Below are 23,530 nucleotides of genomic sequence, written 5' to 3'. Positions count from 1 at the left end.
TCTTTCAATTAGTTACTCATCAAGCGATTAAGCTCAACAGTATACTCCATTGAAAGTTTTTGGGGATTTGGGATTTTTTAAACTTCAAAGTAAGGGAAGGGACGGTCACTATCTAAAGGACGATTTGGAACTTCTTGTTCCAAAATAGCGCGCCAACCAGATACCAATTCTTCAAAAGTCAGTTGTGCTTCTGGAGAAGCTGTTGTCAGCTTCCGACCAAACCAAGCCATGGTTGCAGTTTCAAACTGAAGCATAGCGTACTGGATTACTGGTACATTTGCCTCTTCATAATTCTCATTTACTGCACGTGCCACACCTGGTGCTTGTGGAAGGAGTTGATTGCTGATTTTATCAATAACAGTCTCATCCATCTCTCTCCATGAAAGAAGTTGACCATTTACCTGATAAAAGAGCTCAAAGGTTTCTTGATTTTCTTTGAAATTAGTAAGAACAAAAGCACGTTCTACCGCCTCAGGACCACCAGCAGCTTTTACAGCGTTTATCAAGAAGTTTTGTTCCATTTGTCGCCAATAATCATCTGCTTCTTCTACTAAATCAACTGTAAAAGGTGGAATAATTTCCTCGGCAGGAATTTCACCTTTATTTGCTTTTTCGACATTGCCAAATAATTTTTTTAAGAATCCCATTTGCTTCCCCCTTTTGGGTTTTATCCGACAGATCCTTCCATTTCATAGCTAATCAAGCGGTTCAGCTCAACTGCGTATTCCATTGGAAGTTCTTTTGTGAAGGGCTCGACAAATCCCATGACAATCATCTCGGTTGCCTCAGATTCTGATAAACCACGGCTCATAAGGTAGTAGAGTTGTTCCTCTGAAATCTTAGATACCTTGGCTTCGTGTTCCAAAGCAACTTGCGAGTTGTGAATTTCATTAAACGGAATGGTATCTGATGCTGACAAGTCATCCATGATAATGGTATCACACTCGATATGAGAAACAGATTTCTTAGAGTTCTTGTTAAAGGTTACTTGTCCACGGTAGTCCACCTTTCCTCCGCCTTTAGCGATGGATTTAGACACGATAGACGAGCTTGTATGTGGGGCGTTGTGGATCATCTTAGCCCCCGTGTCTTGGTGTTGACCAGCATTAGCAAAGGCGATCGAAAGCATGGTACCACGGGCCCCTTCCCCATCTAGATAAACAGATGGGTATTTCATTGTTGTTTTGGCACCCAAGTTACCATCAATCCACTCAACAGTCGCATCTTTCAAAGCTTTGGCACGTTTTGTTACCAAGTTATAGACATTATCAGACCAGTTTTGGATGGTTGTATAACGCATATAAGCTCCGTCCAAAGCGAAAATTTCTACAATGGCAGCGTGCAAGCTGTTGCTAGAATAAGTTGGTGCTGTACATCCTTCTACGTAATGGACGCTTGCTCCTTCATCAACGATAATCAAGGTACGTTCGAACTGACCTGTATTTTCGTTGTTGATACGGAAGTAGGTTTGAAGTGGAATATCTACCTTGACACCTTTTGGCACGTAGATAAAGGTTCCACCCGACCATACTGCAGAGTTGAGGGCTGCCAACTTGTTATCAGTCGGCGGTACCAACTTAGCAAAGTATTGTTTAAACAAGTCTGGGTATTCCTTGAGGGCAGAATCCGTATCTGTAAAGATAATTCCTAACTTCTCAAACTCTTCCTTCATGTTGTGGTATACCACTTCTGACTCGTACTGGGCAGAGGCCCCTGCTAGATAAGCACGCTCAGCTTCTGGAATTCCGATACGTTCAAAGGTTTCTTTAATCTTTTCAGGTACATCATCCCAAGAACGGGCTGGTTTGTCAGATGGTTTTTGGTAGTAGATCAAGTCATCAAAGTCAATCTCTGACAAGTCTGCTCCCCAGGTTTGCATAGGCATTTTTTTGAAGGTTTCATAAGACTTCAAACGGAATTCTAACATCCACTCAGGTTCTCCCTTAGCAGCTGATAATTCGCGAATGACTTCTTCGTTCAATCCTTTTCCTGTCGATAGGACAGGCTCTACATCGTCATGGAAACCAAATTTATATTCACCAAGGTCAATTGGTTTTGGTTCTACTCTTTCTTCAGCCATAATATCCTTTCTTTCATTCTTCATTTCTACTGATTCATAAGACAAAAGAAACTTGTCTTACTGTTTTTCTTGATCTTCAATTGTTTTCTTAAGTGCATTCCAAGCTAGAGTTGCACACTTAATCCGTTGTGGGAATTTGGCAACACCTGATAAGAAAGCTGCATCGCCAAGTTGGTCTTGGCGGTCATCCTTTTGACCTTGAACCATTTCAGAAAAAATGGTCGCAAGTTCTAGAATTTCTTGTTTGGTCTTGCCTAAAACTGCATCTGTCATCATACTAGCAGAAGCAGTTGAAATCGTGCATCCTGAATTTAGAAAAGCAATATCTTCCAAACGGTCCTCTGCATCAAACTTGACAGAGAGGTTGATGACATCGCCACAGGTTGGATTATTGAGACTGATTTGTTCAGCATCTTCCAGCTTCCCTTGGTGATGTGGATTTTTCGAATGGTCTGCCACCACTGCCATATAAAGGCTATCTAGTTTAGAAAGTGCCATTGAAAAACTCCTTTGTCTTTTGTAGGGCATCGACTAGCTTGTCACAATCTGCCTTGGTATTGTAGATATAAAAACTTGCACGAGCTGTTGCTGGGACTTCCAAATGCTGAAGCAAAGGTTGGGCGCAATGGTGACCAGCACGAACAGCCACTCCTTCATAATCCAGAGCCGTCGCAAGATCGTGGGGATGAAGATCCCCTAGGTTAAAGGCAATGACACCTGAACGTTGAGCCAGGTCTTGCGAACCATAAATGGTTAACCCTTCAATTTCCTGCAATTTTGGAAAGACGTATGCAATCAATTCCTGTTCATGAGATTCAATGGCATCCATACCAAGATTTTCTAGGTAATCCACTGCAGCTGCAAGTCCGATAGCGCCTGCCATATTGGGAGTCCCAGCCTCAAATTTCCAAGGCAATTCCTTCCAACTAGCAGATTGCTCATAGACGAAATCAATCATCTCGCCACCAAATTCAAGAGGTGACATTTGTTCCAGATACTTTTCTTTACCATAAAGGACACCAATACCAGTTGGACCAGCCATCTTGTGACCCGAAAAGGCAAAGAAGTCCACATCCAAGCCCTGTACATCAATCTTCATATGAGGCGTAGACTGAGCGCCATCCACCACCATGATAGCTCCAACTTGGTGAGCCATTTGAGTGATTTCCTTGATGGGATTGACCACACCAAGAACATTTGAGGCGTGAGCTAGCGAAACAAATTTGACCTTATCAGTCAATTTAGCTCGCAAATCCTCCATGTCCAAGGCTCCATCCTTTAGATAGACATAAACAAGCTCCGCTCCAGTCTTGCGGCAGGCCTCCTGCCAAGGAATGATATTGGAATGGTGTTCCATGACGGAAATCAAGACCTGGTCGCCCTCAGTCAAGATTTCTTCAGCATAACGTGCTACCCAGTTAAGACTGGTTGTCGTTCCTCTAGTAAAGAGAACTTCCTTTGTAGAACCAGCATTGATAAACTTACGTATGGTTTCACGAGCAGCTTCATAAGAAGCTGTTGCTCGCTCAGCCAAAGTATGAACACCACGGTGAACATTGGCATTTTCCTGCTCATAATAGCGGTTGATTGTTTCAAGAACTGCTAGTGGTTTTTGTGTCGTCGCAGCATTGTCCAGATAGACCAGAGGTTCATCGTTGACAATCTGGTCTAAAATTGGAAAATCCTTGCGAATCGCTTCTACATCTAACATAGGCTTCCCCTTAGCGTTTTGACAATTTTTCTTCGATGGTTGCAATCATTTCTTCACGAACTTCCTTGACTGGAATCTCAACAATTACGGAGCCAAGGAAACCGCGAACAACCAAACGCTCAGCAGTCGCCTTATCCAAGCCACGGCTCATGAGGTAGTACATATCTTCTGGATCCACCTGACCGATAGAAGCCGCGTGACCTGCAGTTACGTCATTTTCATCAATCAAAAGAATTGGGTTGGCATCTGAACGTGCTTGGTCTGAAAGCATGAGAACACGGCTTTCTTGTTGCGCATCTGCTCCCTTGGCACCCTTGATAATGTGGCCAATACCATTGAAAGTCAAGGTCGCTTTTTCAAGGATAACCCCATGTTGGAGGATATTTCCGATTGAGTTGCAACCGTAGTTAGTCACTCGAGTATCAATCCCTTGAACCTGACGGCCACTTGAAAGAGCTACGACTTTAAGGTCAGCATGGCTACCATTTCCAATCAAGTCGCTATCAAAGTCCGCAACGACATTTCCTTCATTCATGACACCAATCGCCCAGTCAATGCTTGCATCGTTGCCTAGTTTACCACGACGGCTAATGTAGGCAGTGACATTTTCACCTAAACGGTCAATAGCAGCAAATTTCACTTGCGCACCAGAACGAGCAATCACTTCAACTGTGATATTGGCAGTTGCCTTGGCACTCCCCTCACCACGTGACTCTAGACGTTCAAGATAGCTTATTTTAGAGTTTTTACCAGCAATGATAAGGATATGCTTGTTAAATGGGACATCGCTATCGCTGTCTTGGTAGAAAATACCTTCAATTGGTTCTGTAATCTCAACATTATCAGGAATGTAGAGAACAGCACCACTGTTAAAGTAAGCTGTATGGTAGGCTGCCAACTTATCGTCATCATACTTAACTGATGACATAAAGAATTCCTCAATAAGTTCTGGAATTTCTTCTAAAGCTGAGTGGAAGTCTGTAAAGACTACTCCTTGTTCAGCTAACGCAACTGGAGTTTGTTCAAAAACAGTTTGCGTTCCTACTTGCACCAACTTCAAGTGATTATCTAGAGCTGTGAAGTCTGGAACATTTGCTGAAGGTTCACTTTCTGTGATGGTTCCATCTCCCAGATTCCAACGGTGAAATTTGACACGCTCAATAACTGGTAATTCCAAACTCTCAATCTTATCAAAAGCTTTTTGACGGAGGTCAGCCAACCAGCTTGGTTCAGCGTGCATTTCTGAAAAAAGTTTAATATTCTCTTTAGTCATTTACTTCTCCTAAAAGATACGAGGGAATTACAATTCTTCCTTGTAGTCGTAGCCAAGTTCTTCAGCCAGTTTTGCGTATCCTTCACGTTCCAAACGGGCAGCCAATTCTGGACCACCAGAAAGGACCACACGACCTTCCATCATCACGTGTACCACGTCTGGCGTGATGTAGTTCAAAAGACGTTGGTAGTGAGTGATAATCATAGCACCAAATCCCTCGCCACGCATAGCATTGACACCTTTCGATACAACTTTAAGAGCGTCAATATCAAGACCTGAGTCAATCTCATCCAAAAGGGCAAAAGTTGGTTCCAACATCAAGAGTTGAAGAATTTCATTACGTTTTTTCTCACCACCAGAGAAACCTTCGTTGAGGTAACGCTCAGCCATTTCTTCTTTCATGTTGAGCAATTCCATTTTCTCGTCTAGTTTAGTGATAAACTCACGAACTGAAATCTTTTCATCATCTTCTTTACCAGCATTCATAGCTGCACGAAGAAATTCAGCGTTGGTAATTCCTGGAATTTCAGATGGGTATTGCATAGCCAGGAAAAGTCCCATACGCGCACGCTCGTCCACTTCCAACTCAAGAATATTTACGCCATCAAACAAGACCTCACCTTTGGTAACTTCATAGTTAGGGTTCCCCATGATAGCGGCAGAAAGAGTCGATTTACCAGTACCATTTGGTCCCATGATAGCTGCGATTTCTCCTGTTTTCAGAGTCAGATTGACCCCCTTCAAAATTTCTTTTCCTTCAATCTCAACGTGAAGATCTTTGATCTCTAATACTGACATGATAGTTCCTTTCTTTTTCTGGCCTACTTCCTTTATCCTTAAAGAAATCACTTACATTTCTCTAAAAAATACAAGAAAAGGTCCATAAATATACTCTACTAGTATAACAAAAAAAAGCCTAAAAGGCTTTGATTTTGTTTAGAAGCTAGTGACTAATCCTTGCGGTTTAGGTGCTGATCAATAGCGTCTACTATTTTCCCCATTACATAACTTAACCTAAAATTTCGAAAAAGAAGAATGGCCCAAAAGGCTGCCATGAAATAGCGACCCGTCATCCAAGCTTCATTGAAAAAATAAGTCTCAGCAGCAGTAAATAGTGCTATCACGATAAATTGTTGTCTAGTCATAGGATTATTGTACCATGAAATCCACTTTTAGTCTTCTTCGACCATGACTTTATCAGCCAGAAATTCAAATCCCTCTGGAATCAGGCTATCTTCTTCTACCTCTTGATCTGCTTGAGAAGACTTGTTTTTAGATGAAAATGCTGCACGAACCTCTTTCCATTCCTCAAGGGAAATTGCCAGGATTTCAGGTGAAAATCCAGCCGCTTGGCTAAGAATATTGCCAAACATGGTATTGAGGTTATCCCGTTTCATAGTTTGTCCAGCATTGAAATTAGATTCAAAAGCTAAAATAGCATGGTGTTCGTTGGCCGCAACTGGTTGAGAACCAACAAGCAGAGCCTTATCAGGACCTGCTAAGCTTTCAATCACTTCTCCCCATGCATTCTGGAGGCGAATCAAGTTTTGCCGTGCCAATTCAGGATTTTCAACAGCTTCTTGTAGGATAGCCTGAACTTTATTACGGTCTACTCGATAGACAGTCTTGGAAGTGGTTGGACGGCTAGGGACTGGCGTCACTTGTTTAGGAACTGTTCCAACATTAGCAAGTTCTTGCTTGAGACGAGCGACTTCCTGTCTCAGTGCAGAAATTTCACTTTCGACAGCTCCTGAAAGCACTGGTTCAGGCTTAATCTCCGCTAAACGAATAGTCATCATCTCAGCATAAATCTTAGGTTGTAGGCTTGCTTTCATATCCGCCAAGCTCACAGTCGCTATTCGAATCATTTCAAAGAGACTTTCCTGAGAAAGAGCTAGATTGTCCATAAAAACTGGACTATGATGAGTATTTTCGCCACCTGTCTGAACAACTAGTAGATCACGCAAGTACTGTAAAAGATCCGTCACAAAACGAGTCATGCTCTTGCCATTTTCAAACAAAAGATTCAAAGAATCAAGAGCTTTTGAAACATCCTGCTGAGACAAGGCGGCTACATAGTCATCAAGCGCTGATAGACTAATGGTGCCTGTAATCTCCTCAGAGATAGCTGTAGTTAAAGCATTCCCTTGAGTCAAACTCAAGGCTTGGTCCAGAATAGACAAGGCATCCCGCATTCCACCTTCAGCTCGTCTGGCAATAATTTCTACAGCATCTGGTTCAGAACTGATATTTTCTTTTTCTAAAATATGATGAATATGTGCCGTGATATCTTGCGTTCGAATCGACTTAAACTCAAAACGTTGGACACGCGATAAAATAGTTGCTGGAATCTTGTGCAATTCAGTGGTCGCCAAGATAAAGACAACATTTTGAGTTGGTTCTTCTAGCGTCTTTAAAAGCGCATTAAAAGCTCCTGTAGATAGCATATGAACCTCGTCTATGATATAGACCTTATAACGTGCCAAACTAGGTGCATAGGTGGATTTATCACGAATTTCTCGGATTTCATCAACTCCGTTATTCGAAGCTGCATCCATTTCGATAACATCTTCTAAGCTACCTTCTGTCACAGCCTGACAGATATAGCAGTTATTACATGGTTCTCCGTCCACTTGGTTCGGACAGTTCATAGCCTTGGCAAAAATCTTGGCTACACTGGTCTTCCCAGTTCCACGAGGTCCTGAGAAAAGATAAGCATGACTAATCTTTTCCTGCTCGACCGCTTGTTTTAGGGTTTTAGCCACAACCTCTTGGCCTACCAGTTGTGAAAAAGTCTGGCTTCTATATTTTCGATAAAGTGCTTGATACATTAGGCTTTCTCCTCAAACATCGTAAAGTCCCATTCTGTCTTCTCAAGCAAAATAGCGACAAATTGTTCCAAGTAATCACGGTCAACGGCATTGTAATCATCAATAAGTGAAGAATCTAGGTCTAAGACACCCAGCAATCGACCATTCTTGAGCATGGGAACCACGATTTCACTCTTGGCCATACTATCACAAGAAATGTAGTTTGGATAGGTGCTCACATCGCCAACCAAAACAGTCTCTTGAAACTCAGCAGCTTCTCCACACACGCCTTTCCCAAGCGGAATGCGAATACAAGAAACACCACCCTGAAAAGGCCCTAAAACCAACTCGCTACCATCAAACAGATAAAATCCTGCAAATACAGTATTCGGAAAGCGAGATTTTAGGAGGGCACTAGCATTCGAAAGATTGGCAAGAACATTGCTCTCACCTTCAAGTAAATAAGAGAGTTCCTCATTTAAAAATTGATATTGTGATTGTTTTTCTGAATCTAACATAGAACTATTATATCAAAAATGAGAAAGAGACAAAAGAAAAATCCCTTGTTTTAAACAAAGGATTTTGTGATTATCAATTTGATTAAAGTTCGATATCACCGAACAAATCAGCCATTGAGAATCCTGTTTGTGTTTCTGGAAGTTCGAAATCACGTTTTTCTTGACGTTTTGGACGACGTGGACGAGCAGCACGTTTTTCTTCTTTTTGTCCTTCTTCTTGAGCTGGACGTTCTTCAAGAGCTTTGATAGAAAGAGATACGCGTTCTGCGTCAGCGTTAACATCAAGTACTTTAACAGTAACTTCTTGACCAACAGTAAGAGCTTCTTTTGGATTTTCGATACGTTTGTGTGAAATTTGTGATACATGAACAAGTCCATCGATACCTGGCAATACTTCAACAAATGCACCGAAGTCAGTCAAACGTTTAACTGTTCCTTCTACTACATCACCTTTAGCCAATTTTTGCTCAACGCCATCCCATGGTCCAGGTGTTGTTGCTTTAAGTGAAAGTGATACGCGTCCTTCTTCTTCGTTAAGATCAAGGATCTTCACTTCGATTTCTTCACCAACAGTTACAACTGATTTAGGTGATACGTTACGTTCGTGTGACAATTCAGTCAAGTGAACCAATCCATCAACTCCACCAAGGTCGATGAAAGCACCAAAGCTAGTGATACGAGCAACTTTACCAGTTACGACATCACCAACAGCCAATTTACCGAATACTTCAGCACGAGCTGCTGCAGTAGCTGCTTCAACAACTTCACGACGTGAAAGGATGAAACGGTTTTCTTTAGGATCAACTTCTTTGATTTTAGCATCAAATTCTTGGCCTACGAAACGCTCAGTGTTACGTACGAAACGAGTATCCAACATTGAAGCTGGGATAAATCCACGAACACCTTCAAATTCTACTGCAAGTCCACCTTTAACGGCACGAGTTCCTTTAACAGTAACAACTTCTTCTTCGCGTCCTACAAGTTTGTCCCATGCTTTGCGAGCTTCAAGGCGTTTTTTAGATACAAGGTATGTAACTGTATCAGTATCTTTACCAACTACTTGACGAAGTACAAGAACATCCAATACTTCTCCTACTTTCACAAAGTCATTGATATCTGCATCGCGATCGTTTGTCAATTCGCGAAGAGTCAAGACACCTTCAACACCAGTCCCAGAGATTGCAACGTTAGCTTGAGTCGCATCAACTGTCAATACTTCAGCACTAACAACATCACCAGGCTCAACTTGGCTAACGCTATTTAGCAAATCTTCAAATTCGTTCATCTAAAAAATCCTCCAACAATCAAGTTTTTCCAAACTTGACATACTTATAATTTTTTTCCTAAGCACCCGCAAAGACATGTTCATATCGTTCACGTCTTTCAATTATAAAAATAAAATACCCTAAGATATTTTTCTTTTTATCTTGAATTTATTACCTAAGAACTGGGGTAGCTGGATTCGAACCAACGCATGAGGGAGTCAAAGTCCCTTGCCTTACCGCTTGGCTATACCCCATTGATGAATGGAGAGAGAGGGATTCGAACCCCCGAACCCGAAGGAGCGGATTTACAGTCCGCCGCGTTTAGCCTCTTCGCTATCTCTCCAATGTTTAACGAGAACTATTATATCATGAAATTTTCAATAAAACAAGTATTATTTTGTCAAATTATAGTTTTCAATCAAAATTTCCACAGCTTTTTCAAGTTTTTTATAAAAACTATCGACATTTCCATTCTTTATGATGGCAAATTGGTTATCTAATTCGGCAATTTCCCCAATAACCTTTTTCCCAATTGTCAAAATGTATCCTTCATAGCTGTCTTTTCCAACAGTCACTTTTGCATCGGTTAATTGGATTTCAATTTTCTTATCTTTTTTACTCATACTTTACCTCTTTTCACTTTTTCTATTGTACAAGAAAATGCTCAAACTAGCAAGAAAAAACTCCATTTCAGCTATTACAACTGCTATGGAGTTTCTCTTTGCTTCGTGTCTTTTAGTCCACTTTGACAATCCATCCCTCTGGTGCTTCCACATCACCAAATTGGATACCAGTCAATTCATCATAAAGTTTACGTGTCACAGGACCTACTTCTGTTTCACTATAGAAAACATGGAAATCATCGCCATGTTGGATGCCTCCAATTGGAGAAATAACCGCTGCTGTACCACAAGCTCCTGCCTCTACAAAACGATCCAAATTATCAATTGGGACATCGCCTTCAATCGGAGTCAAGCCCAAGCGGTGTTCTGCCAAATAAAGCAAAGAATACTTGGTAATAGATGGCAAGATGGATGGACTCAATGGCGTAACAAATTCATTGTCTGCCGTGATTCCAAAGAAGTTGGCTGATCCGACTTCTTCAATATTTGTATGTGTAGATGGGTCTAAGTAGATAACATCTGAAAATTGGCGTGACTTGGCCATTTTACCTGGGAGGAGACTAGCAGCATAGTTTCCACCTACCTTGGCCGCACCTGTACCATTCGGAGCTGCACGGTCGTATTCATCCTGAATCAAGAAGTTAGTTGGGACTAAACCACCTTTAAAATAGTTACCTACTGGCATAGCAAAGATGGTAAAAATATATTCTTCTGCTGGTTTTACCCCAATAATATCCCCAACACCAATCAACAGCGGACGAAGATAAAGGGTTCCACCTGTTCCATATGGTGGGACGTATTCTTCATTTGCACGCACAACTGCTTTACAAGCTTCTACAAACATTTCTGTCGGAACTTGTGGCATCAAAAGACGGTCACAAGTACGTTGCAAACGCTTAGCATTTTCGTCAGGACGGAACAATTGAACACTGCCGTCCTTGGTACGATAGGCTTTCAATCCCTCAAATGCTTGCTGTCCATAGTGGAGACTTGGAGAAGACTCTGAAATATGCAAGGTTGCATCCTCTGTCAATTCTCCTTGATCCCATTGACCATTTTTGTAGTGAGCGATATAACGGTAAGGTAATTTCATATAAGCAAATCCAAGGTTTTCCCAATCAATTGCAACTGTCATGTTTTTCTCCTTTATACTATTCAAACTATGTGTTCTATTCTACACTTTTCTAGTAAAATTTCAAGTATTATTTGTAATTTTCTGAAAATTTTTTCAACACAAAAGAAATCAGCCCTCTGGACTGATTCTTTTTACGAACTCGCTTTATCCTCTTTAAAGACTTCTTTGAGGTAAGCATCGAAAACTTCTTCATCTGAAATCGTGTCTGAAATAAAGCTTCCATTGCTAGTACGTTCTGACAAGTTGAGGTCCTGCAATCGGCTTTCATAGATTGTTCCCTTGTTAGATTGAACAAGTAACGTTTGGTCGTTTTCTTCTACTTCTGTACTAAAGAGATCACCAACGAAACCTTGCTCTGCAACTGCTCCTGCCAAGAAGACACGATGCGGTTTGTTTTTCAACTCACGCAAGACTTGTAGGCCTCGTTTGGCACGGCTGGTCGCTGGAATTTCCTCAATGGAAACGCGTTTCAAGCTTCCACGCTGTGTCAAGAGATAGAAGGATGAGGTGTTACAGATAAAGGCAGCCTGAAGCGCATCATCTGCTTTCAGGTTCATAGCCTTGACACCTGCAGCCTTGGCACCAACAACCGGAACCTCTTCGATATTAAAACGAAGGGCATAACCATTTTGGCTAATCAAGAGTACATCATCCAGTTTGATTGGTGCTACTGCTACAATCTGGTCTGTCTTGTCTTTGAGCTTAGCATACTTAACAGACTTAGACTTGTAGGTCCGCCATGGAGAGAATTCTTTGCGTTCTACGCGTTTGATTTGACCAAGGCGAGTTGCTGCAAAGTAGGTAGTTGCATCATCAAACTGATCCACTACTTCTGCATAAATGATTTCTTCGTTGGTTTCAAAGTTTGTAATCGTTTGGCTCAGGTGCTCTCCGATATCCTTCCAACGAATATCTGCCAATTCATGGATTGGTCGATAAATGACATTCCCAAGAGTTGTGAACATCAAGAGGTGCTGGGTTGTCTTGGCAGTTTGTACAAAGATCAGACGATCATCATCACGCTTGCCAATTTCTTCCAGAGTGGATGCCGCAAAGGAACGTGGGCTAGTACGCTTGATATAGCCTGCCTTGGTTACGCTGACGTAAGTATCTTCTTCAGCAATCAAACTAGCTGTGTCAATCTCGATTGCTTTCGCAGTATCTTCCAAAGTACTCAAACGTGGTGTCGCAAATTTCTTCTTAACCTCACGGAGTTCTTTCTTCATGAGATTGTACATGGTCCGTTCATCACCGATGATAGCCGCAAGCATGGCAATCTTTTCACGAAGTTCTGCTTCTTCTTCCTGCAAGACAACAACGTCTGTATTGGTCAAACGGTAAAGTTGTAAGGTCACGATGGCTTCAGCCTGCTCTTCTGTAAAATCATAACTGACCTTGAGGTTTTCCTTAGCGTCAGCCTTGTTCTCAGAAGCACGGATAAGGGCAATGACTTCGTCCAAAATCGAAATCACGCGAATCAAACCTTCAACGATATGCAGACGTTTCTCAGCCTTTTCCTTGTCAAAGCGGGAACGCGCCAGAATCACTTCACGACGGTGGGCGATATAGCCAGACAGGATTGGGACAATCCCAACCTGACGAGGTGTGAAATTGTCAATCGCCACCATGTTAAAGTTGTAGTTGATTTGCAAGTCAGTATATTTGAAGAGATAGTTGAGTACGAGCTCGGTATTCGCGTCTTTCTTTAGTTCAATAGCGATACGAAGACCGTCACGGTCAGACTCATCACGAACCTCAGCAATACCAGCCACCTTGTTATTGACACGAACATCATCGATTTTCTTGACGAGATTAGCCTTATTAATTTCATAAGGAATCTCAATAATAACGATTTGTTCCTTACCACCTTTTAGCTTTTCAATCTCCGTCTTAGAACGAACAACCACGCGCCCTTTCCCAGTTTCATAAGCCTTCTTTATTTCGTCACGCCCTTGGATGATAGCTCCTGTAGGGAAGTCTGGCCCAGGCAAGAATTCCATGAGTTTGTCCACCTTGGCTGTTGGGTGGTCAATCATGTAAACAGTCGCATCAATAACCTCAGCTAAATTATGAGGTGGAATATCTGTGGCATATCCAGCCGAAATCCCAGTCGAACCATTGACCAAGAGGTTTGGAAATGCTGCTGGCAAAACCGTCGGTTCTTTCTCGGTATCGTCAAAGTTCCAAGCAAAGGGAACTGTCTTCTTTTCGATATCTTGAAGAAGATAACCAGCAATCTCAGACAAGCGCGCCTCAGTATAACGCATAGCCGCAGGCGGATCTCCGTCCATAGAACCGTTGTTACCGTGCATTTCGACCAAAATCTCACGGTTTTTCCAATCCTGAGACATACGAACCATGGCATCATAGATAGAAGAATCCCCGTGTGGGTGGAAATTCCCCATGATGTTACCGACAGACTTAGCAGACTTGCGGTAGCTCTTGTCAAAAGTATTGCCATCCTTATTCATAGAATAAAGAATACGACGCTGAACCGGCTTCAATCCATCCCGAATGTCTGGCAAAGCTCGGTCTTGAATAATGTACTTGGAGTAGCGACCAAAGCGCTCTCCCATGATGTCCTCCAGGGACATATTTTGAATATTAGACATAGGATACTAAGCCCGTAAAATGCAAAGTGAAAACAGGAAATTCTTCCAGTGAGCGATGCTCGCAAGAGAATTTTTCTTTTTCACACAGTATTTAGGGCATGTTCAACTCCTTTCAAAGAATATAGAGTGGTTTCTATAGAATAAGGGATAATTTATAGAAATTAGTCCCGTGTTCAGTTTCTATATATAACTAAACTATCTTTTCTGTAATTTAATCTTTTAAATTATATACTTTATTTAGTTGGTGATTTGAAAGTCTCTCCTCAGCATACTGAATCATCTTCTCAGCTACTTCTTTATCGTAGTTAAATCCCATTTTTTGAGCAAGGGACTGAGCCTCTCGGTGGAAAAGGTCCATCGTAGCAAACAAAGATTGAGTGATTTTGTCACTACTTGAAAAATCAAGTAGATTTGAGAATTCCTTCTCTTTCTCAGCAGGCAAGTAGCTAAAGAGATACTTGTAGTTCTTACCAACATCAACCGTGCCCCTATCACTTGCTACCTGCCAAGCCAAGACCTTCAAGAGTTCTTGTTGACAAATTCCGTAGAGATGATCCGTGGCATAGATGGCTTGCTTGCGACAGATTCCCTTGACTACGTAGGCTGACACCCACCAAAATTCATTGCAGGCTTTGTCAAACTCTATTGCACTAGCTGGGCTTGTCCAGTAACGTTGAGGATTTGGAGAATAGGGCACAAACAAGCCTTTCTCATCTTTCAAAACTGTATAATCAGATTCACTATCCACCCACTCTTGAATATACTCCGTAGAACAGAGGGTCAAATCAATCCGATTTCCATCTTCAAATAGCATCAGATAAAGTCGACGGTTGCCTAGGACATTATGCTGCTCAATGATAAGAGTGCCAAACTGATCCAGCCAAGACAAGTCTGAAATTAGGTTTTCAAGATTATCAACAAGATAAACAACATCATAGTCTTGAAATTCATCTTTCGGAGCATGATCATTTGTTCTAGAACCCGATAAAGCAACAGCATCGACTTTTAAACTTTCAGCTATTTGTAAAATCAGATTCATCATTTCTGTTTCAGTTCTCATGTTAACACCTGTTCTTTATTTGATATTGCTGTCTATTAGCGTACTATTTCTCAAGTTAAATTAGTTAATCAATTATAACAGATTTAGCTATCCTTCTCTCAAAGTTTTTAATTTCGACAAAATTCTAGATTCATCCATGCTTAAAATAACAAATAAAGTCGAAGTATAGATGTCATCGTACCATTGTTCCAGTTCATCATCAGCCAAATCAAGATGATATTGATTTGAATTATTGTGCCTTAAACCAAAATTATTATACATTTCAAAAAGTTTTTCAAACGCGATAACCTTTTGATTGTTAACTTTCAAAATATCTTTTAATTCTTCAGAATTATTTAATTCTCTCCTAAACGGTTCAAGGTAGTTCGCTAAAGCAATAAGTATTTCTTTCTTACGCTGAACATCTCCTTTATTTGCAAAATGATTATATTCTAAAACCTTTATCGCATCTTGAATACTCGTTTCAGATACAATCTGAGAAACTTCTGAGGCATAAACATTCTTTTCAACGATGATTTGACGACCACTTTCTAAAGTAAGAAACTCATTATTCGATAAATCTAGAACTCTGTTGATATTTTCTCTAACAGCATACACATCATCCCTTAATAAGGGATGATTCGGGTTTATAATCGACAACATATCATTTAAAAGCTCAGCAAAAATAAAAAGTTTTTCTAATTCATTATCCGCTTGAGATAAGCAAAACTTTAAGAACTCATCAAAATCTATAAAAGTTCTGCGATTTTGATAATTAAGAAATTTATGATTTAGTTCCTCTAACAATCTATTCGATAACAAAATATAGAGATTATCAAATTCCGTGCTCGGGTTAAAATTCATACCATCTAAGATTTCAAAATAATTTTTTCTAACCATCAGAAAACAGTACTCTCCTCCAAGGTAAACTTGACATTATCCTCAATCCATTTACGGCGTGGTTCGACCTTATCTCCCATAAGGACATTGACGCGACGTTCAGCGCGTGCTAGGTCTTCAATCGTGACACGGATGAGGGTACGCGTTTCTGGGTTCATGGTTGTTTCCCAGAGTTGGTCTGCATTCATCTCACCAAGACCTTTATAGCGTTGGAGCGTAGCGCCTTTACCGAACTGCTTGCGAAGTTCTTCTAACTCACCATCCGTCCAAGCATAGGCCACTTCTTCTTTCTTGCCTTTGCCTTTGGACATCTTGTAAAGTGGAGGAAGGGCGATATAGACATGGCCTGCCTCAACTAGCGGACGCATATAACGGTAGAAGAATGTTAAAAGAAGAGTTTGGATATGGGCACCGTCGGTGTCGGCATCGGTCATGATAATAATCTTGTCATAGTTGGCATCTTCAAGTGAGAAATCTGCTCCAACACCAGCACCGATGGTATAAATCATGGTATTGATTTCTTCATTTTTGAGGATATCCGCCATCTTAGCCTTGGCTGTATTGATAACCTTGCCACGAAGAGGCAAGATAGCTTGGAATTTACGGTCACGACCTTGCTTGGCAGAACCACCGGCAGAGTCCCCCTCGACTAGGTAGAGTTCATTCTTTGCAGGGTTTTTAGACTGGGCTGGAGTCAATTTTCCAGACAACAAGCCCTTGTCTTTCTTGTTTTTCTTACCATTTCGGCTCTCATCACGCGCTTTGCGAGCCGCCTCACGAGCGTCACGAGCCTTGATAGCCTTGCGGATGAGATTGGAAGCCAATTCACCATTTTCCATAAGGAAGAAAGTTAGTTTTTCAGTCACAATCCCATCCACAACTGGACGAGCCAGAGGACTCCCTAGTTTATCCTTGGTCTGACCCTCAAACTGGAGGTGTTCTTCAGGAACCAGAATTGATAGAACGGCTGCTAGTCCCTCACGATAATCTGAACCTTCAAGATTTTTATCTTTTTCCTTGAGAAGTCCTGTCTTACGCGCGTAGTCATTCATAACCTTGGTAATGGCTGACTTGAGTCCTGTCTCGTGCGTTCCACCATCTTTCGTACGAACGTTATTGACAAAGGATAGAATGTTATCTGAGAATCCATCATTGTACTGGAGGGCAACTTCCACTTGGAAACCATTGTCTTCACCTTCAAAGTATAGGACTGGTGTCAAGGTTTCCTTGTCTTCATTGAGGTAAGAAACAAAGTCTTGTACCCCGTTCTCATAATGGAATTCGATTGCTTCATCTGTTCGCTTATCTGTCAAAGACAAGGTAACATTTTTTAAGAGAAAGGCTGACTCATTGAGTCGTTCTGAGATGGTATTGTACTTGAAGTCAGTCGTAGAAAAGATACTGGCATCTGGCATGAAGGTAACCTTGGTACCTGTCTTAGACTTGGGTGCTGTACCAAATTTTTTCAAGGTTGTGACGGGTTTTCCACCATTTTCAAAACGTTGCTTGTAGACTGTACCGTCACGGGTGATTTCAACTTCCAACCAACTTGAGAGGGCATTAACAACCGAAGAACCGACTCCGTGAAGACCTCCAGATGTCTTATAGCCACCTTGACCGAATTTCCCTCCAGCGTGGAGAATGGTAAAGATAACTTCAACAGTTGGAATTCCCATGGCGTGCATTCCCGTTGGCATCCCACGTCCGTGGTCTTGAACCGTTAAACTCCCGTCTTTATTGATGGTCACATCAATGCGATCACCAAATCCAGACAAGGCTTCATCGACTGCATTGTCCACTATTTCCCAGACCAAATGATGGAGACCTGCTCCGTCGGTCGATCCAATGTACATCCCTGGACGTTTACGGACCGCATCCAACCCTTCTAGCACCTGAATGGCGTCATCATTGTAGTTATTAATATTGATTTCCTTTTTTGACACAAGGAACCTCCTATTTGTTCATCTTTTCTATTTTACAGGTTTTCTAGCGATTTTGCAAAGCTTTTCCCTTTCAGCTGTCACAATTTCACAGGATATTCTCTGACTTTCTATACCATTTCATGGTATAATAGTACTATGATGACATTTGTATTATTAATTTTAGCTTATCTGCTAGGTTCGATTCCGTCTGGTCTTTGGATTGGACAAATCTTCTTTCAAACAAATCTGCGTGAACATGGTTCTGGAAACACCGGAACAACCAATACTTTCCGAATTTTAGGTAAGAAAGCGGGTATGGCAACCTTTGTGATTGATTTCTTTAAAGGAACCTTGGCCACTCTCCTTCCAATCCTTTTCCACCTTCAAGGTGTATCACCTCTTGTCTTTGGTCTTTTGGCCGTAATTGGACATACCTTTCCTATCTTTGCAGAATTTAAAGGTGGCAAGGCTGTCGCAACCAGTGCTGGAGTGATTTTCGGATTTGCGCCTGTTTTCTGTTTTTATCTAGCAATCGTATTCTTTGGAAGCCTCTATCTAGGTAGTATGATTTCACTATCAAGCGTTACTGCTTCTATTGCAGCCGTTATCGGAGTTCTCCTATTTCCACTATTTGGATTTATCCTGAGTAGCTATGACCCTCTCTTCATTCTGATTATCCTAGCACTTGCTAGCTTGATTATCATTCGTCACAAGGATAATATCATACGTATCAAAAATAAAACTGAAAATCTTGTCCCTTGGGGATTGAACCTAACCCATCAAAATCCTAATAAATAAAACGCCAGTTTGAAACTGGCGTTTTTTTGTATGCTTATTTTGACTTGATGTAGTTGATCCCATCTGCCTTAGGCGCAACTGCTTTTCCAAAGAAGGCTGCCAAGACAAGAATGGTCAAGACATAAGGCGCGATTTGAAGGTAAACCGCTGGAACTCCTTGTAGGAAAGGTAATTGAGAACCGATAACTGCCAAACTTTGTGAAAGTCCAAAGAAAAGACTAGAAAGCATAGCACCAATTGGGTTCCATTTACCAAAGATCATCGCAGCAAGGGCGATAAATCCAGGACCGATAATAGTTGTCACTGAGAAGTTAACTGAAATGGATTGAGCATAAATTGCTCCCCCAATTCCACCTAGGAATCCTGAAATAATAACCCCAAGATATCGCATCTTGTAGACATTGATCCCCAAGGTATCCGCTGCCTGAGGGTGTTCACCAACAGAGCGAAGGCGAAGACCAAAACGTGTCTTAAAGAGAATAAACCATGCAAGGAATGAGAAGGCAATCGCGATATAACCTAGCAAACTTGTTGACTTGAAGAAGATATCTCCAATCACAGGGATATCAGCCAAAACTGGGAAATCAAAACGTCCGAAAGTCTGGCTTAAGTTATCCGTTTGCCCTTTGTTATAAAGAACTTTAACCAAGAAAACTGCTAGGGCAGGAGCCATCAAGTTCAATACTGTACCACTGACAACATGGTCTGCACGGAAATGAACTGTAGCGACGGCATGGATGAGGGAGAAAATAGCTCCCACGATACCAGCAACTAACAAGGAAATCCAAGGAGTCGCCGCTCCAAGTTGTTCTGCAAACTCAAGGTTAAAGACAACCCCAGAAAAGGCTCCCATAACCATAATTCCTTCAAGACCGACGTTAACGACACCACCACGTTCAGAGAAGACTCCTCCAATACTCGTAAAAATAAGTGGTGCTGAGTAAATCAGCATAGAAGAGACCAAGAGGGTGAGTAATGTTGTAATAGACATCCTTACTTACCTCCTTTAACTTGTTTTTTAGGTTTGACAAAGCGTTCGATAATGTAGTGAACGCTGACAAAGAAGATAATAGACGCTGTTACAATGCTAACAAGCTCAGACGGAACTTGCGCTGCGTTCATACCCGGTGCTCCTACTTGCAAAACTCCAAATAAGAAAGCTGCAAAGAGAATTCCAATTGGTGAATTTCCAGCAAGCAAACTAACTGCCATCCCGTTAAATCCGATAGCTAATGATGATCCCTGAACGTAAACGTTTTGGAAGGTTCCAAGACCTTCTACCGCCCCACCAAGACCAGCCAAGGCACCAGAGATAATCATTGATAGAATGATTGTACGTTTTGCTGAAATACCAGCGTACTCTGAAGCATGGGGATTAAGACCAACTGCACGAATTTCAAAACCGAGAGTCGTTTTCTTGAGCAAGAACCAAATCACAGCTACAGCAATGATTGCAAAGAAGATTCCAATATTCATACGGGAATTTCCAGTCAACTCTGATAACCATGGTGTCTGGTAAGTAGCATTGGCACTAACACGAATCGTTGAGTCTGTACTTTGCATAATATCTTTCGGAAAGGCATGAATAAAGGCATTTCCCACATACAATACAATGTAGTTCATCATGATGGTCACGATAACCTCTGACGTACCGAGATAGGCTCTGAGGATACCTGGAATCGCACCAACAATTCCACCTGCGATCAAAGCAATGATCACTGTCAATGGAATCAAAACGAGACGAGGCATATCTGGATTTGACAAGGCAAACCAACCACTGAGAATCCAGCCTGCAAGTGCTTGACCAGGAAGTCCAACGTTAAAGAAACCTGCTCGACTGGCAACTGCGAAACCAAGACCTATCAAGACAAGAGGACCCATGGCACGGAAAATTTCACCAACTCCACGAAGACTACCGAAAGCTGTATAGAACAACTCCTCATAACCCCAGATAGCATCATATCCGAAGATCCACATGACAATGGCTCCGAGCAAGATTCCTAAGAATACGGAAATCAAGGGAACCGAAATTTGTTGTAATTTTTTAGACATCACTCTTCTCCTTTCCCAAGTTTCCACCTGCCATCAAGACACCAAGTTCTTGTTTGTTAGTTGTTTCTGGCGATACAATACCTTGAATTTTACCATCGTGAATAACAGCAATTCGGTCTGAGACATTTAAAATCTCATCCAATTCAAAACTGACAACAAGGACAGCCTTCCCATTATCACGCTCTTCAATCAAACGTTTGTGGATATATTCAATGGCACCGACATCCAAACCACGAGTTGGCTGGCTGACGATAAGGAGATCAGGATCTCGATCAATCTCACGAGCGATAATCGCTTTTTGTTGATTTCCTCCTGAAAGAGCTGCCGCTGGAACAAATTCGCTTGCCGCACGGACGTCAAATTCTTCCATCAATTTCTTGGCATGTGAAGTGATATTGGCATAGTTCAAGATGCCATTTTTGCTGAGTGGTTCTTTGTAGTAGGTTTGAAGAGCGATATTTTCTGAAATCATCATCTCCAAAATCAAGCCATCACGGTGACGGTCCTCAGGAACGTGCCCCACGCTTAGTTCTGTAATTTGTCGAGGATGCATCCCCACGATTGATTTGCCTTTTAATTCAACGCTACCTGACTCAACCTTACGAAGACCAGTAATGGCTTGAATGAGTTCAGACTGACCATTGCCATCAATACCTGCAATACCAACAATTTCACCAGCACGAACATCCAAAGAAAGATTCTTCACAGCTGGTACACCGCGGTTTTCATTGACAACCAAGTCTTTGATAGACAAGACCACTTCTTTGGGTTGTGGTGCTTGTTTTTCCGTTTTAAAGGAGACTGAGCGTCCAACCATCATTTCTGCCAAGTCCGCATTTGTTGCCCCTGCGATTTCAACTGTCTGGATTGATTTCCCACGACGGATAACCGTCACTCGATTCGATACCGCACGAATCTCATCCAGTTTATGGGTAATCAAAATAATGGACTTCCCTTCTTTGACAAGGTTTTTCATGATTGCCATCAACTCATCAATCTCTGAAGGAGTCAATACGGCTGTAGGTTCGTCAAAGATAAGGATATCAGCACCACGATAGAGTGTTTTCAAGATCTCTACACGTTGTTGGGCACCAACGGAAATATCCGCCACCTTAGCAGCTGGATCTACTGTCAAACCATAACGTTCAGAAAGAGCCTTGATTTCTTTAGTAGCACCAGCTATATCTAGAACACCATTTTTAGTGATTTCACTCCCTAAAATGATATTCTCAGCTACTGTAAAAGCCTCAACCAACATAAAATGTTGGTGAACCATCCCAATTCCAAGACCAGCGGCTTTAGATGGTGAGTCTAGTTTTACAACTTGACCATTCACCACAATTTCACCGCTCGTTGGTTCAAGAAGTCCTGCCAGCATATTCATCAGAGTGGATTTACCCGCTCCATTTTCTCCTAAAAGTGCATGGATTTCACCTTTTCGCAGTTGCAAGTTGATTTTGTCGTTTGCTACAAATTCACCAAACACCTTGGTAATATCCCGCATCTCAATGACATTTTCGTGTGCCATATGCTCTTCCTTTCAGAGGTTTATTTTATTTCAATAAAACCTGCTAATCACATTAACAAGCTCTATTGAGACAAAAATTGCCTCAATTCTTAAAGAAGCGACCAATGGCCGCTTCCTAAGAAATGACTTTTATCCATTATTTTTCAGGAACTTTTACGCTTCCGTCAAGGATTTTAGCTTTTGCATCTTCAACAGCTTTTTTACCTTCTTCTGAAAGGTTTGTTACTGCTAGCTCAACCCCTTTATCTTTCAATGAGTAAACAATCACTTGTCCACCAGGGAATTCACCTTTTTCTGTTTTGTTAGCAATATCTTTTACAGTTGTACCAACTTGTTTCAATGTAGATACAAGAACGAAGTTAGATTCTTTACCATCTTTAGAAGTGTATTTACCTTCTGCTGCTTGGTCACGGTCTACACCGATAACCCAAACTTTTTCGTTTTCATTTTTGTTTTCGTTCAATGATTTTGCTTCAGCAAAGACACCAGCACCTGTACCACCAGCTGCTTGGTAGACAACGTCTGCACCGGCAGCATATTGAGCTGCTGCAATTGTTTTACCTTTGGCAGCATCACCAAATGAACCAGCATAGTCAACTTGGACTTTGATAGATGGGTCTACTGATTCAACACCAGCTTTGAATCCAGCTGCAAAACGTGAAATAACTTCAGATTCAATACCACCTACAAAACCAACTTGTTTTGTTTTCGTAGTTTTCGCTGCTGCAACACCAGCAAGGTAAGCTGCTTCATTATCTGCAAATCTTACGCTCGCAACATTCTTTTGACCTTCAATCACATCATCAATCAAGACATAGTTTAGGTCAGAGTGGTCTTTTGCTGCTTCCTCAACTGCATTGTGAAGGGCAAAACCAACACCGAAGATCAGGTTGTAACTTCCAGCCGCTTGTTGCAAGTTGTTAGCATAGTCTGCTTCGCTTGTTGATTGGAAGTAAGTATAACCTTTATCTTTAGAAAGATTGTGTTCTTTACCCCAGTCTTGCAAACCTTCCCAAGCTGATTGGTTAAATGATTTATCATCAACACCACCAGTATCTGTTACGATTGCTGCTTTGGTCTTCATTTCTGATGAAGATGAAGCTGCGTTACGAGAAGAGCGGTTACCACATGCAGCAAGTCCAACTGCTGCTACTGCAACTAGACCAAGGCCTAGCCATTGTTTCTTGTTCATTACTGAACCTCCTAAATAAGATGTGCAACGATGTTGCAAGTATGGATTGTTTGGTCACACAGACCACAGCCA

The 23,530-nt window shown here is 41.6% G+C and carries 21 protein-coding genes and 2 tRNA genes; 1 reads left to right on the top strand and 22 read right to left on the bottom strand.

Annotated features, from left to right (window positions below; genetic code table 11):
* Positions 1-77 precede the first annotated feature (77 nt).
* The 18 genes from O3655_RS00685 to parE form a co-directional block, all read right to left on the bottom strand.
* Positions 78-647: a hypothetical protein gene (locus O3655_RS00685; protein WP_049518814.1), complete on the bottom strand. Its 570-nt coding sequence runs from the start codon at positions 645-647 to the stop codon at positions 78-80.
* A 20-nt stretch (positions 648-667) separates the two neighbouring features.
* Positions 668-2,080, bottom strand: a complete 1,413-nt coding sequence (gene sufB, locus O3655_RS00680) for a Fe-S cluster assembly protein SufB (RefSeq protein WP_049478151.1) — start codon at positions 2,078-2,080, stop codon at positions 668-670.
* A gap of 57 nt (positions 2,081-2,137) precedes the next feature.
* A complete protein-coding gene (sufU, locus tag O3655_RS00675) occupies positions 2,138-2,578 on the bottom strand; it encodes a Fe-S cluster assembly sulfur transfer protein SufU (protein WP_001218473.1) in 441 nt (146 codons plus the stop codon).
* Complete coding sequence (locus O3655_RS00670) at positions 2,565-3,791, bottom strand: cysteine desulfurase (protein WP_371641092.1); 1,227 nt, start codon at positions 3,789-3,791, stop codon at positions 2,565-2,567. The genes sufU and O3655_RS00670 overlap by 14 nt, the downstream gene beginning before the upstream one ends.
* 10 nt (positions 3,792-3,801) lie before the next feature.
* On the bottom strand, positions 3,802-5,064 hold the full coding sequence (sufD, locus tag O3655_RS00665; protein ID WP_049518817.1) for a Fe-S cluster assembly protein SufD: 1,263 nt from the start codon (positions 5,062-5,064) through the stop codon (positions 3,802-3,804).
* 27 nt (positions 5,065-5,091) lie between these two features.
* Positions 5,092-5,862, bottom strand: coding sequence for a Fe-S cluster assembly ATPase SufC (sufC, locus tag O3655_RS00660; protein ID WP_000114489.1), 771 nt, complete (start codon positions 5,860-5,862; stop codon positions 5,092-5,094).
* A gap of 152 nt (positions 5,863-6,014) precedes the next feature.
* Positions 6,015-6,209, bottom strand: coding sequence for a DUF3272 family protein (locus O3655_RS00655; RefSeq protein ID WP_000198269.1), 195 nt, complete (start codon positions 6,207-6,209; stop codon positions 6,015-6,017).
* 27 nt (positions 6,210-6,236) lie between these two features.
* The gene (gene dnaX / locus O3655_RS00650; RefSeq protein ID WP_049518818.1) at positions 6,237-7,895 is read right to left on the bottom strand and encodes a DNA polymerase III subunit gamma/tau; all 1,659 of its coding nucleotides are present in this window, start codon (positions 7,893-7,895) and stop codon (positions 6,237-6,239) included.
* The gene (locus tag O3655_RS00645) at positions 7,895-8,392 is read right to left on the bottom strand and encodes a GAF domain-containing protein (RefSeq protein WP_049479375.1); all 498 of its coding nucleotides are present in this window, start codon (positions 8,390-8,392) and stop codon (positions 7,895-7,897) included. The genes dnaX and O3655_RS00645 overlap by 1 nt, the downstream gene beginning before the upstream one ends.
* Positions 8,393-8,474: 82 nt before the next feature.
* On the bottom strand, positions 8,475-9,677 hold the full coding sequence (rpsA, locus tag O3655_RS00640; protein WP_049479376.1) for a 30S ribosomal protein S1: 1,203 nt from the start codon (positions 9,675-9,677) through the stop codon (positions 8,475-8,477).
* Between the two features lie 162 nt (positions 9,678-9,839).
* A tRNA-Gln gene (locus O3655_RS00635) sits at positions 9,840-9,911 on the bottom strand.
* An 8-nt stretch (positions 9,912-9,919) separates the two neighbouring features.
* Positions 9,920-10,000: transfer RNA gene (locus O3655_RS00630), tRNA-Tyr, on the bottom strand.
* 49 nt (positions 10,001-10,049) lie between these two features.
* The gene (locus O3655_RS00625; protein WP_049484231.1) at positions 10,050-10,280 is read right to left on the bottom strand and encodes a DUF2969 domain-containing protein; all 231 of its coding nucleotides are present in this window, start codon (positions 10,278-10,280) and stop codon (positions 10,050-10,052) included.
* 112 nt (positions 10,281-10,392) lie between these two features.
* Positions 10,393-11,430 carry a branched-chain amino acid aminotransferase gene (locus O3655_RS00620; RefSeq protein WP_371641219.1) on the bottom strand — a complete coding sequence of 346 codons (1,038 nt, stop codon included), beginning with the start codon at positions 11,428-11,430 and terminating at the stop codon, positions 10,393-10,395.
* Positions 11,431-11,546: 116 nt separating this feature from the next.
* Complete coding sequence (gene parC, locus O3655_RS00615) at positions 11,547-14,027, bottom strand: DNA topoisomerase IV subunit A (RefSeq protein WP_371641091.1); 2,481 nt, start codon at positions 14,025-14,027, stop codon at positions 11,547-11,549.
* A 211-nt stretch (positions 14,028-14,238) separates the two neighbouring features.
* Positions 14,239-15,087: an aminoglycoside 6-adenylyltransferase gene (locus tag O3655_RS00610; RefSeq protein WP_371641090.1), complete on the bottom strand. Its 849-nt coding sequence runs from the start codon at positions 15,085-15,087 to the stop codon at positions 14,239-14,241.
* Between the two features lie 87 nt (positions 15,088-15,174).
* Positions 15,175-15,966 (bottom strand): hypothetical protein, encoded by a 792-nt coding sequence (locus tag O3655_RS00605; RefSeq protein WP_000251830.1) that lies wholly within the window; start codon positions 15,964-15,966, stop codon positions 15,175-15,177.
* A complete protein-coding gene (gene parE / locus O3655_RS00600; RefSeq protein WP_308696968.1) occupies positions 15,966-17,909 on the bottom strand; it encodes a DNA topoisomerase IV subunit B in 1,944 nt (647 codons plus the stop codon). Before parE ends, O3655_RS00605 begins: the two co-directional genes overlap by 1 nt.
* 135 nt (positions 17,910-18,044) lie before the next feature.
* On the opposite strand from parE, the gene plsY reads away from it, so the two are divergent.
* Entirely contained in the window at positions 18,045-18,686 is a 642-nt protein-coding gene (plsY, locus tag O3655_RS00595; protein WP_049550356.1) for a glycerol-3-phosphate 1-O-acyltransferase PlsY, read from the top strand.
* Between the two features lie 34 nt (positions 18,687-18,720).
* Here the strand turns inward: plsY and O3655_RS00590 are convergent, their stop codons facing one another.
* The 4 genes from O3655_RS00590 to O3655_RS00575 all read right to left on the bottom strand — a co-directional run bounded on the left by O3655_RS00590 (position 18,721) and on the right by O3655_RS00575 (position 23,458).
* Positions 18,721-19,677: an ABC transporter permease gene (locus tag O3655_RS00590; protein ID WP_000029130.1), complete on the bottom strand. Its 957-nt coding sequence runs from the start codon at positions 19,675-19,677 to the stop codon at positions 18,721-18,723.
* Between the two features lie 2 nt (positions 19,678-19,679).
* The gene (locus O3655_RS00585; RefSeq protein ID WP_000038688.1) at positions 19,680-20,738 is read right to left on the bottom strand and encodes an ABC transporter permease; all 1,059 of its coding nucleotides are present in this window, start codon (positions 20,736-20,738) and stop codon (positions 19,680-19,682) included.
* The gene (locus O3655_RS00580; protein WP_308696967.1) at positions 20,731-22,266 is read right to left on the bottom strand and encodes an ABC transporter ATP-binding protein; all 1,536 of its coding nucleotides are present in this window, start codon (positions 22,264-22,266) and stop codon (positions 20,731-20,733) included. The genes O3655_RS00585 and O3655_RS00580 overlap by 8 nt, the downstream gene beginning before the upstream one ends.
* A 136-nt stretch (positions 22,267-22,402) precedes the next feature.
* On the bottom strand, positions 22,403-23,458 hold the full coding sequence (locus tag O3655_RS00575) for a BMP family protein (RefSeq protein ID WP_001036150.1): 1,056 nt from the start codon (positions 23,456-23,458) through the stop codon (positions 22,403-22,405).
* Positions 23,459-23,530: the final 72 nt, after the last annotated feature.

Source organism: Streptococcus sp. 27098_8_70, assembly GCF_041432215.1.
In the GTDB taxonomy this organism is placed as follows: domain Bacteria; phylum Bacillota; class Bacilli; order Lactobacillales; family Streptococcaceae; genus Streptococcus; species Streptococcus oralis_CP.
The sequence above is the reverse complement of the archived record's forward strand: the minus strand, read 5'-3'. Positions and strand labels throughout refer to the sequence as shown.

Bases quoted from the DNA above. Each gene is read 5' to 3' on its own strand.
- O3655_RS00685 (WP_049518814.1), bottom strand. From the start codon at position 647: ATGGGATTCTTAAAAAAATTATTTGGCAATGTCGAAAAAGCAAATAAA.
- sufB (WP_049478151.1), bottom strand. From the start codon at position 2,080: ATGGCTGAAGAAAGAGTAGAACCAAAACCAATTGACCTTGGTGAATAT.
- sufU (WP_001218473.1), bottom strand. From the start codon at position 2,578: ATGGCACTTTCTAAACTAGATAGCCTTTATATGGCAGTGGTGGCAGAC.
- O3655_RS00670 (WP_371641092.1), bottom strand. From the start codon at position 3,791: ATGTTAGATGTAGAAGCGATTCGCAAGGATTTTCCAATTTTAGACCAG.
- sufD (WP_049518817.1), bottom strand. From the start codon at position 5,064: ATGACTAAAGAGAATATTAAACTTTTTTCAGAAATGCACGCTGAACCA.
- sufC (WP_000114489.1), bottom strand. From the start codon at position 5,862: ATGTCAGTATTAGAGATCAAAGATCTTCACGTTGAGATTGAAGGAAAA.
- O3655_RS00655 (WP_000198269.1), bottom strand. From the start codon at position 6,209: ATGACTAGACAACAATTTATCGTGATAGCACTATTTACTGCTGCTGAG.
- dnaX (WP_049518818.1), bottom strand. From the start codon at position 7,895: ATGTATCAAGCACTTTATCGAAAATATAGAAGCCAGACTTTTTCACAA.
- O3655_RS00645 (WP_049479375.1), bottom strand. From the start codon at position 8,392: ATGTTAGATTCAGAAAAACAATCACAATATCAATTTTTAAATGAGGAA.
- rpsA (WP_049479376.1), bottom strand. From the start codon at position 9,677: ATGAACGAATTTGAAGATTTGCTAAATAGCGTTAGCCAAGTTGAGCCT.
- O3655_RS00625 (WP_049484231.1), bottom strand. From the start codon at position 10,280: ATGAGTAAAAAAGATAAGAAAATTGAAATCCAATTAACCGATGCAAAA.
- parC (WP_371641091.1), bottom strand. From the start codon at position 14,027: ATGTCTAATATTCAAAATATGTCCCTGGAGGACATCATGGGAGAGCGC.
- O3655_RS00610 (WP_371641090.1), bottom strand. From the start codon at position 15,087: ATGAGAACTGAAACAGAAATGATGAATCTGATTTTACAAATAGCTGAA.
- O3655_RS00605 (WP_000251830.1), bottom strand. From the start codon at position 15,966: ATGGTTAGAAAAAATTATTTTGAAATCTTAGATGGTATGAATTTTAAC.
- plsY (WP_049550356.1), top strand. From the start codon at position 18,045: ATGATGACATTTGTATTATTAATTTTAGCTTATCTGCTAGGTTCGATT.
- O3655_RS00590 (WP_000029130.1), bottom strand. From the start codon at position 19,677: ATGTCTATTACAACATTACTCACCCTCTTGGTCTCTTCTATGCTGATT.
- O3655_RS00585 (WP_000038688.1), bottom strand. From the start codon at position 20,738: ATGTCTAAAAAATTACAACAAATTTCGGTTCCCTTGATTTCCGTATTC.
- O3655_RS00580 (WP_308696967.1), bottom strand. From the start codon at position 22,266: ATGGCACACGAAAATGTCATTGAGATGCGGGATATTACCAAGGTGTTT.
- O3655_RS00575 (WP_001036150.1), bottom strand. From the start codon at position 23,458: ATGAACAAGAAACAATGGCTAGGCCTTGGTCTAGTTGCAGTAGCAGCA.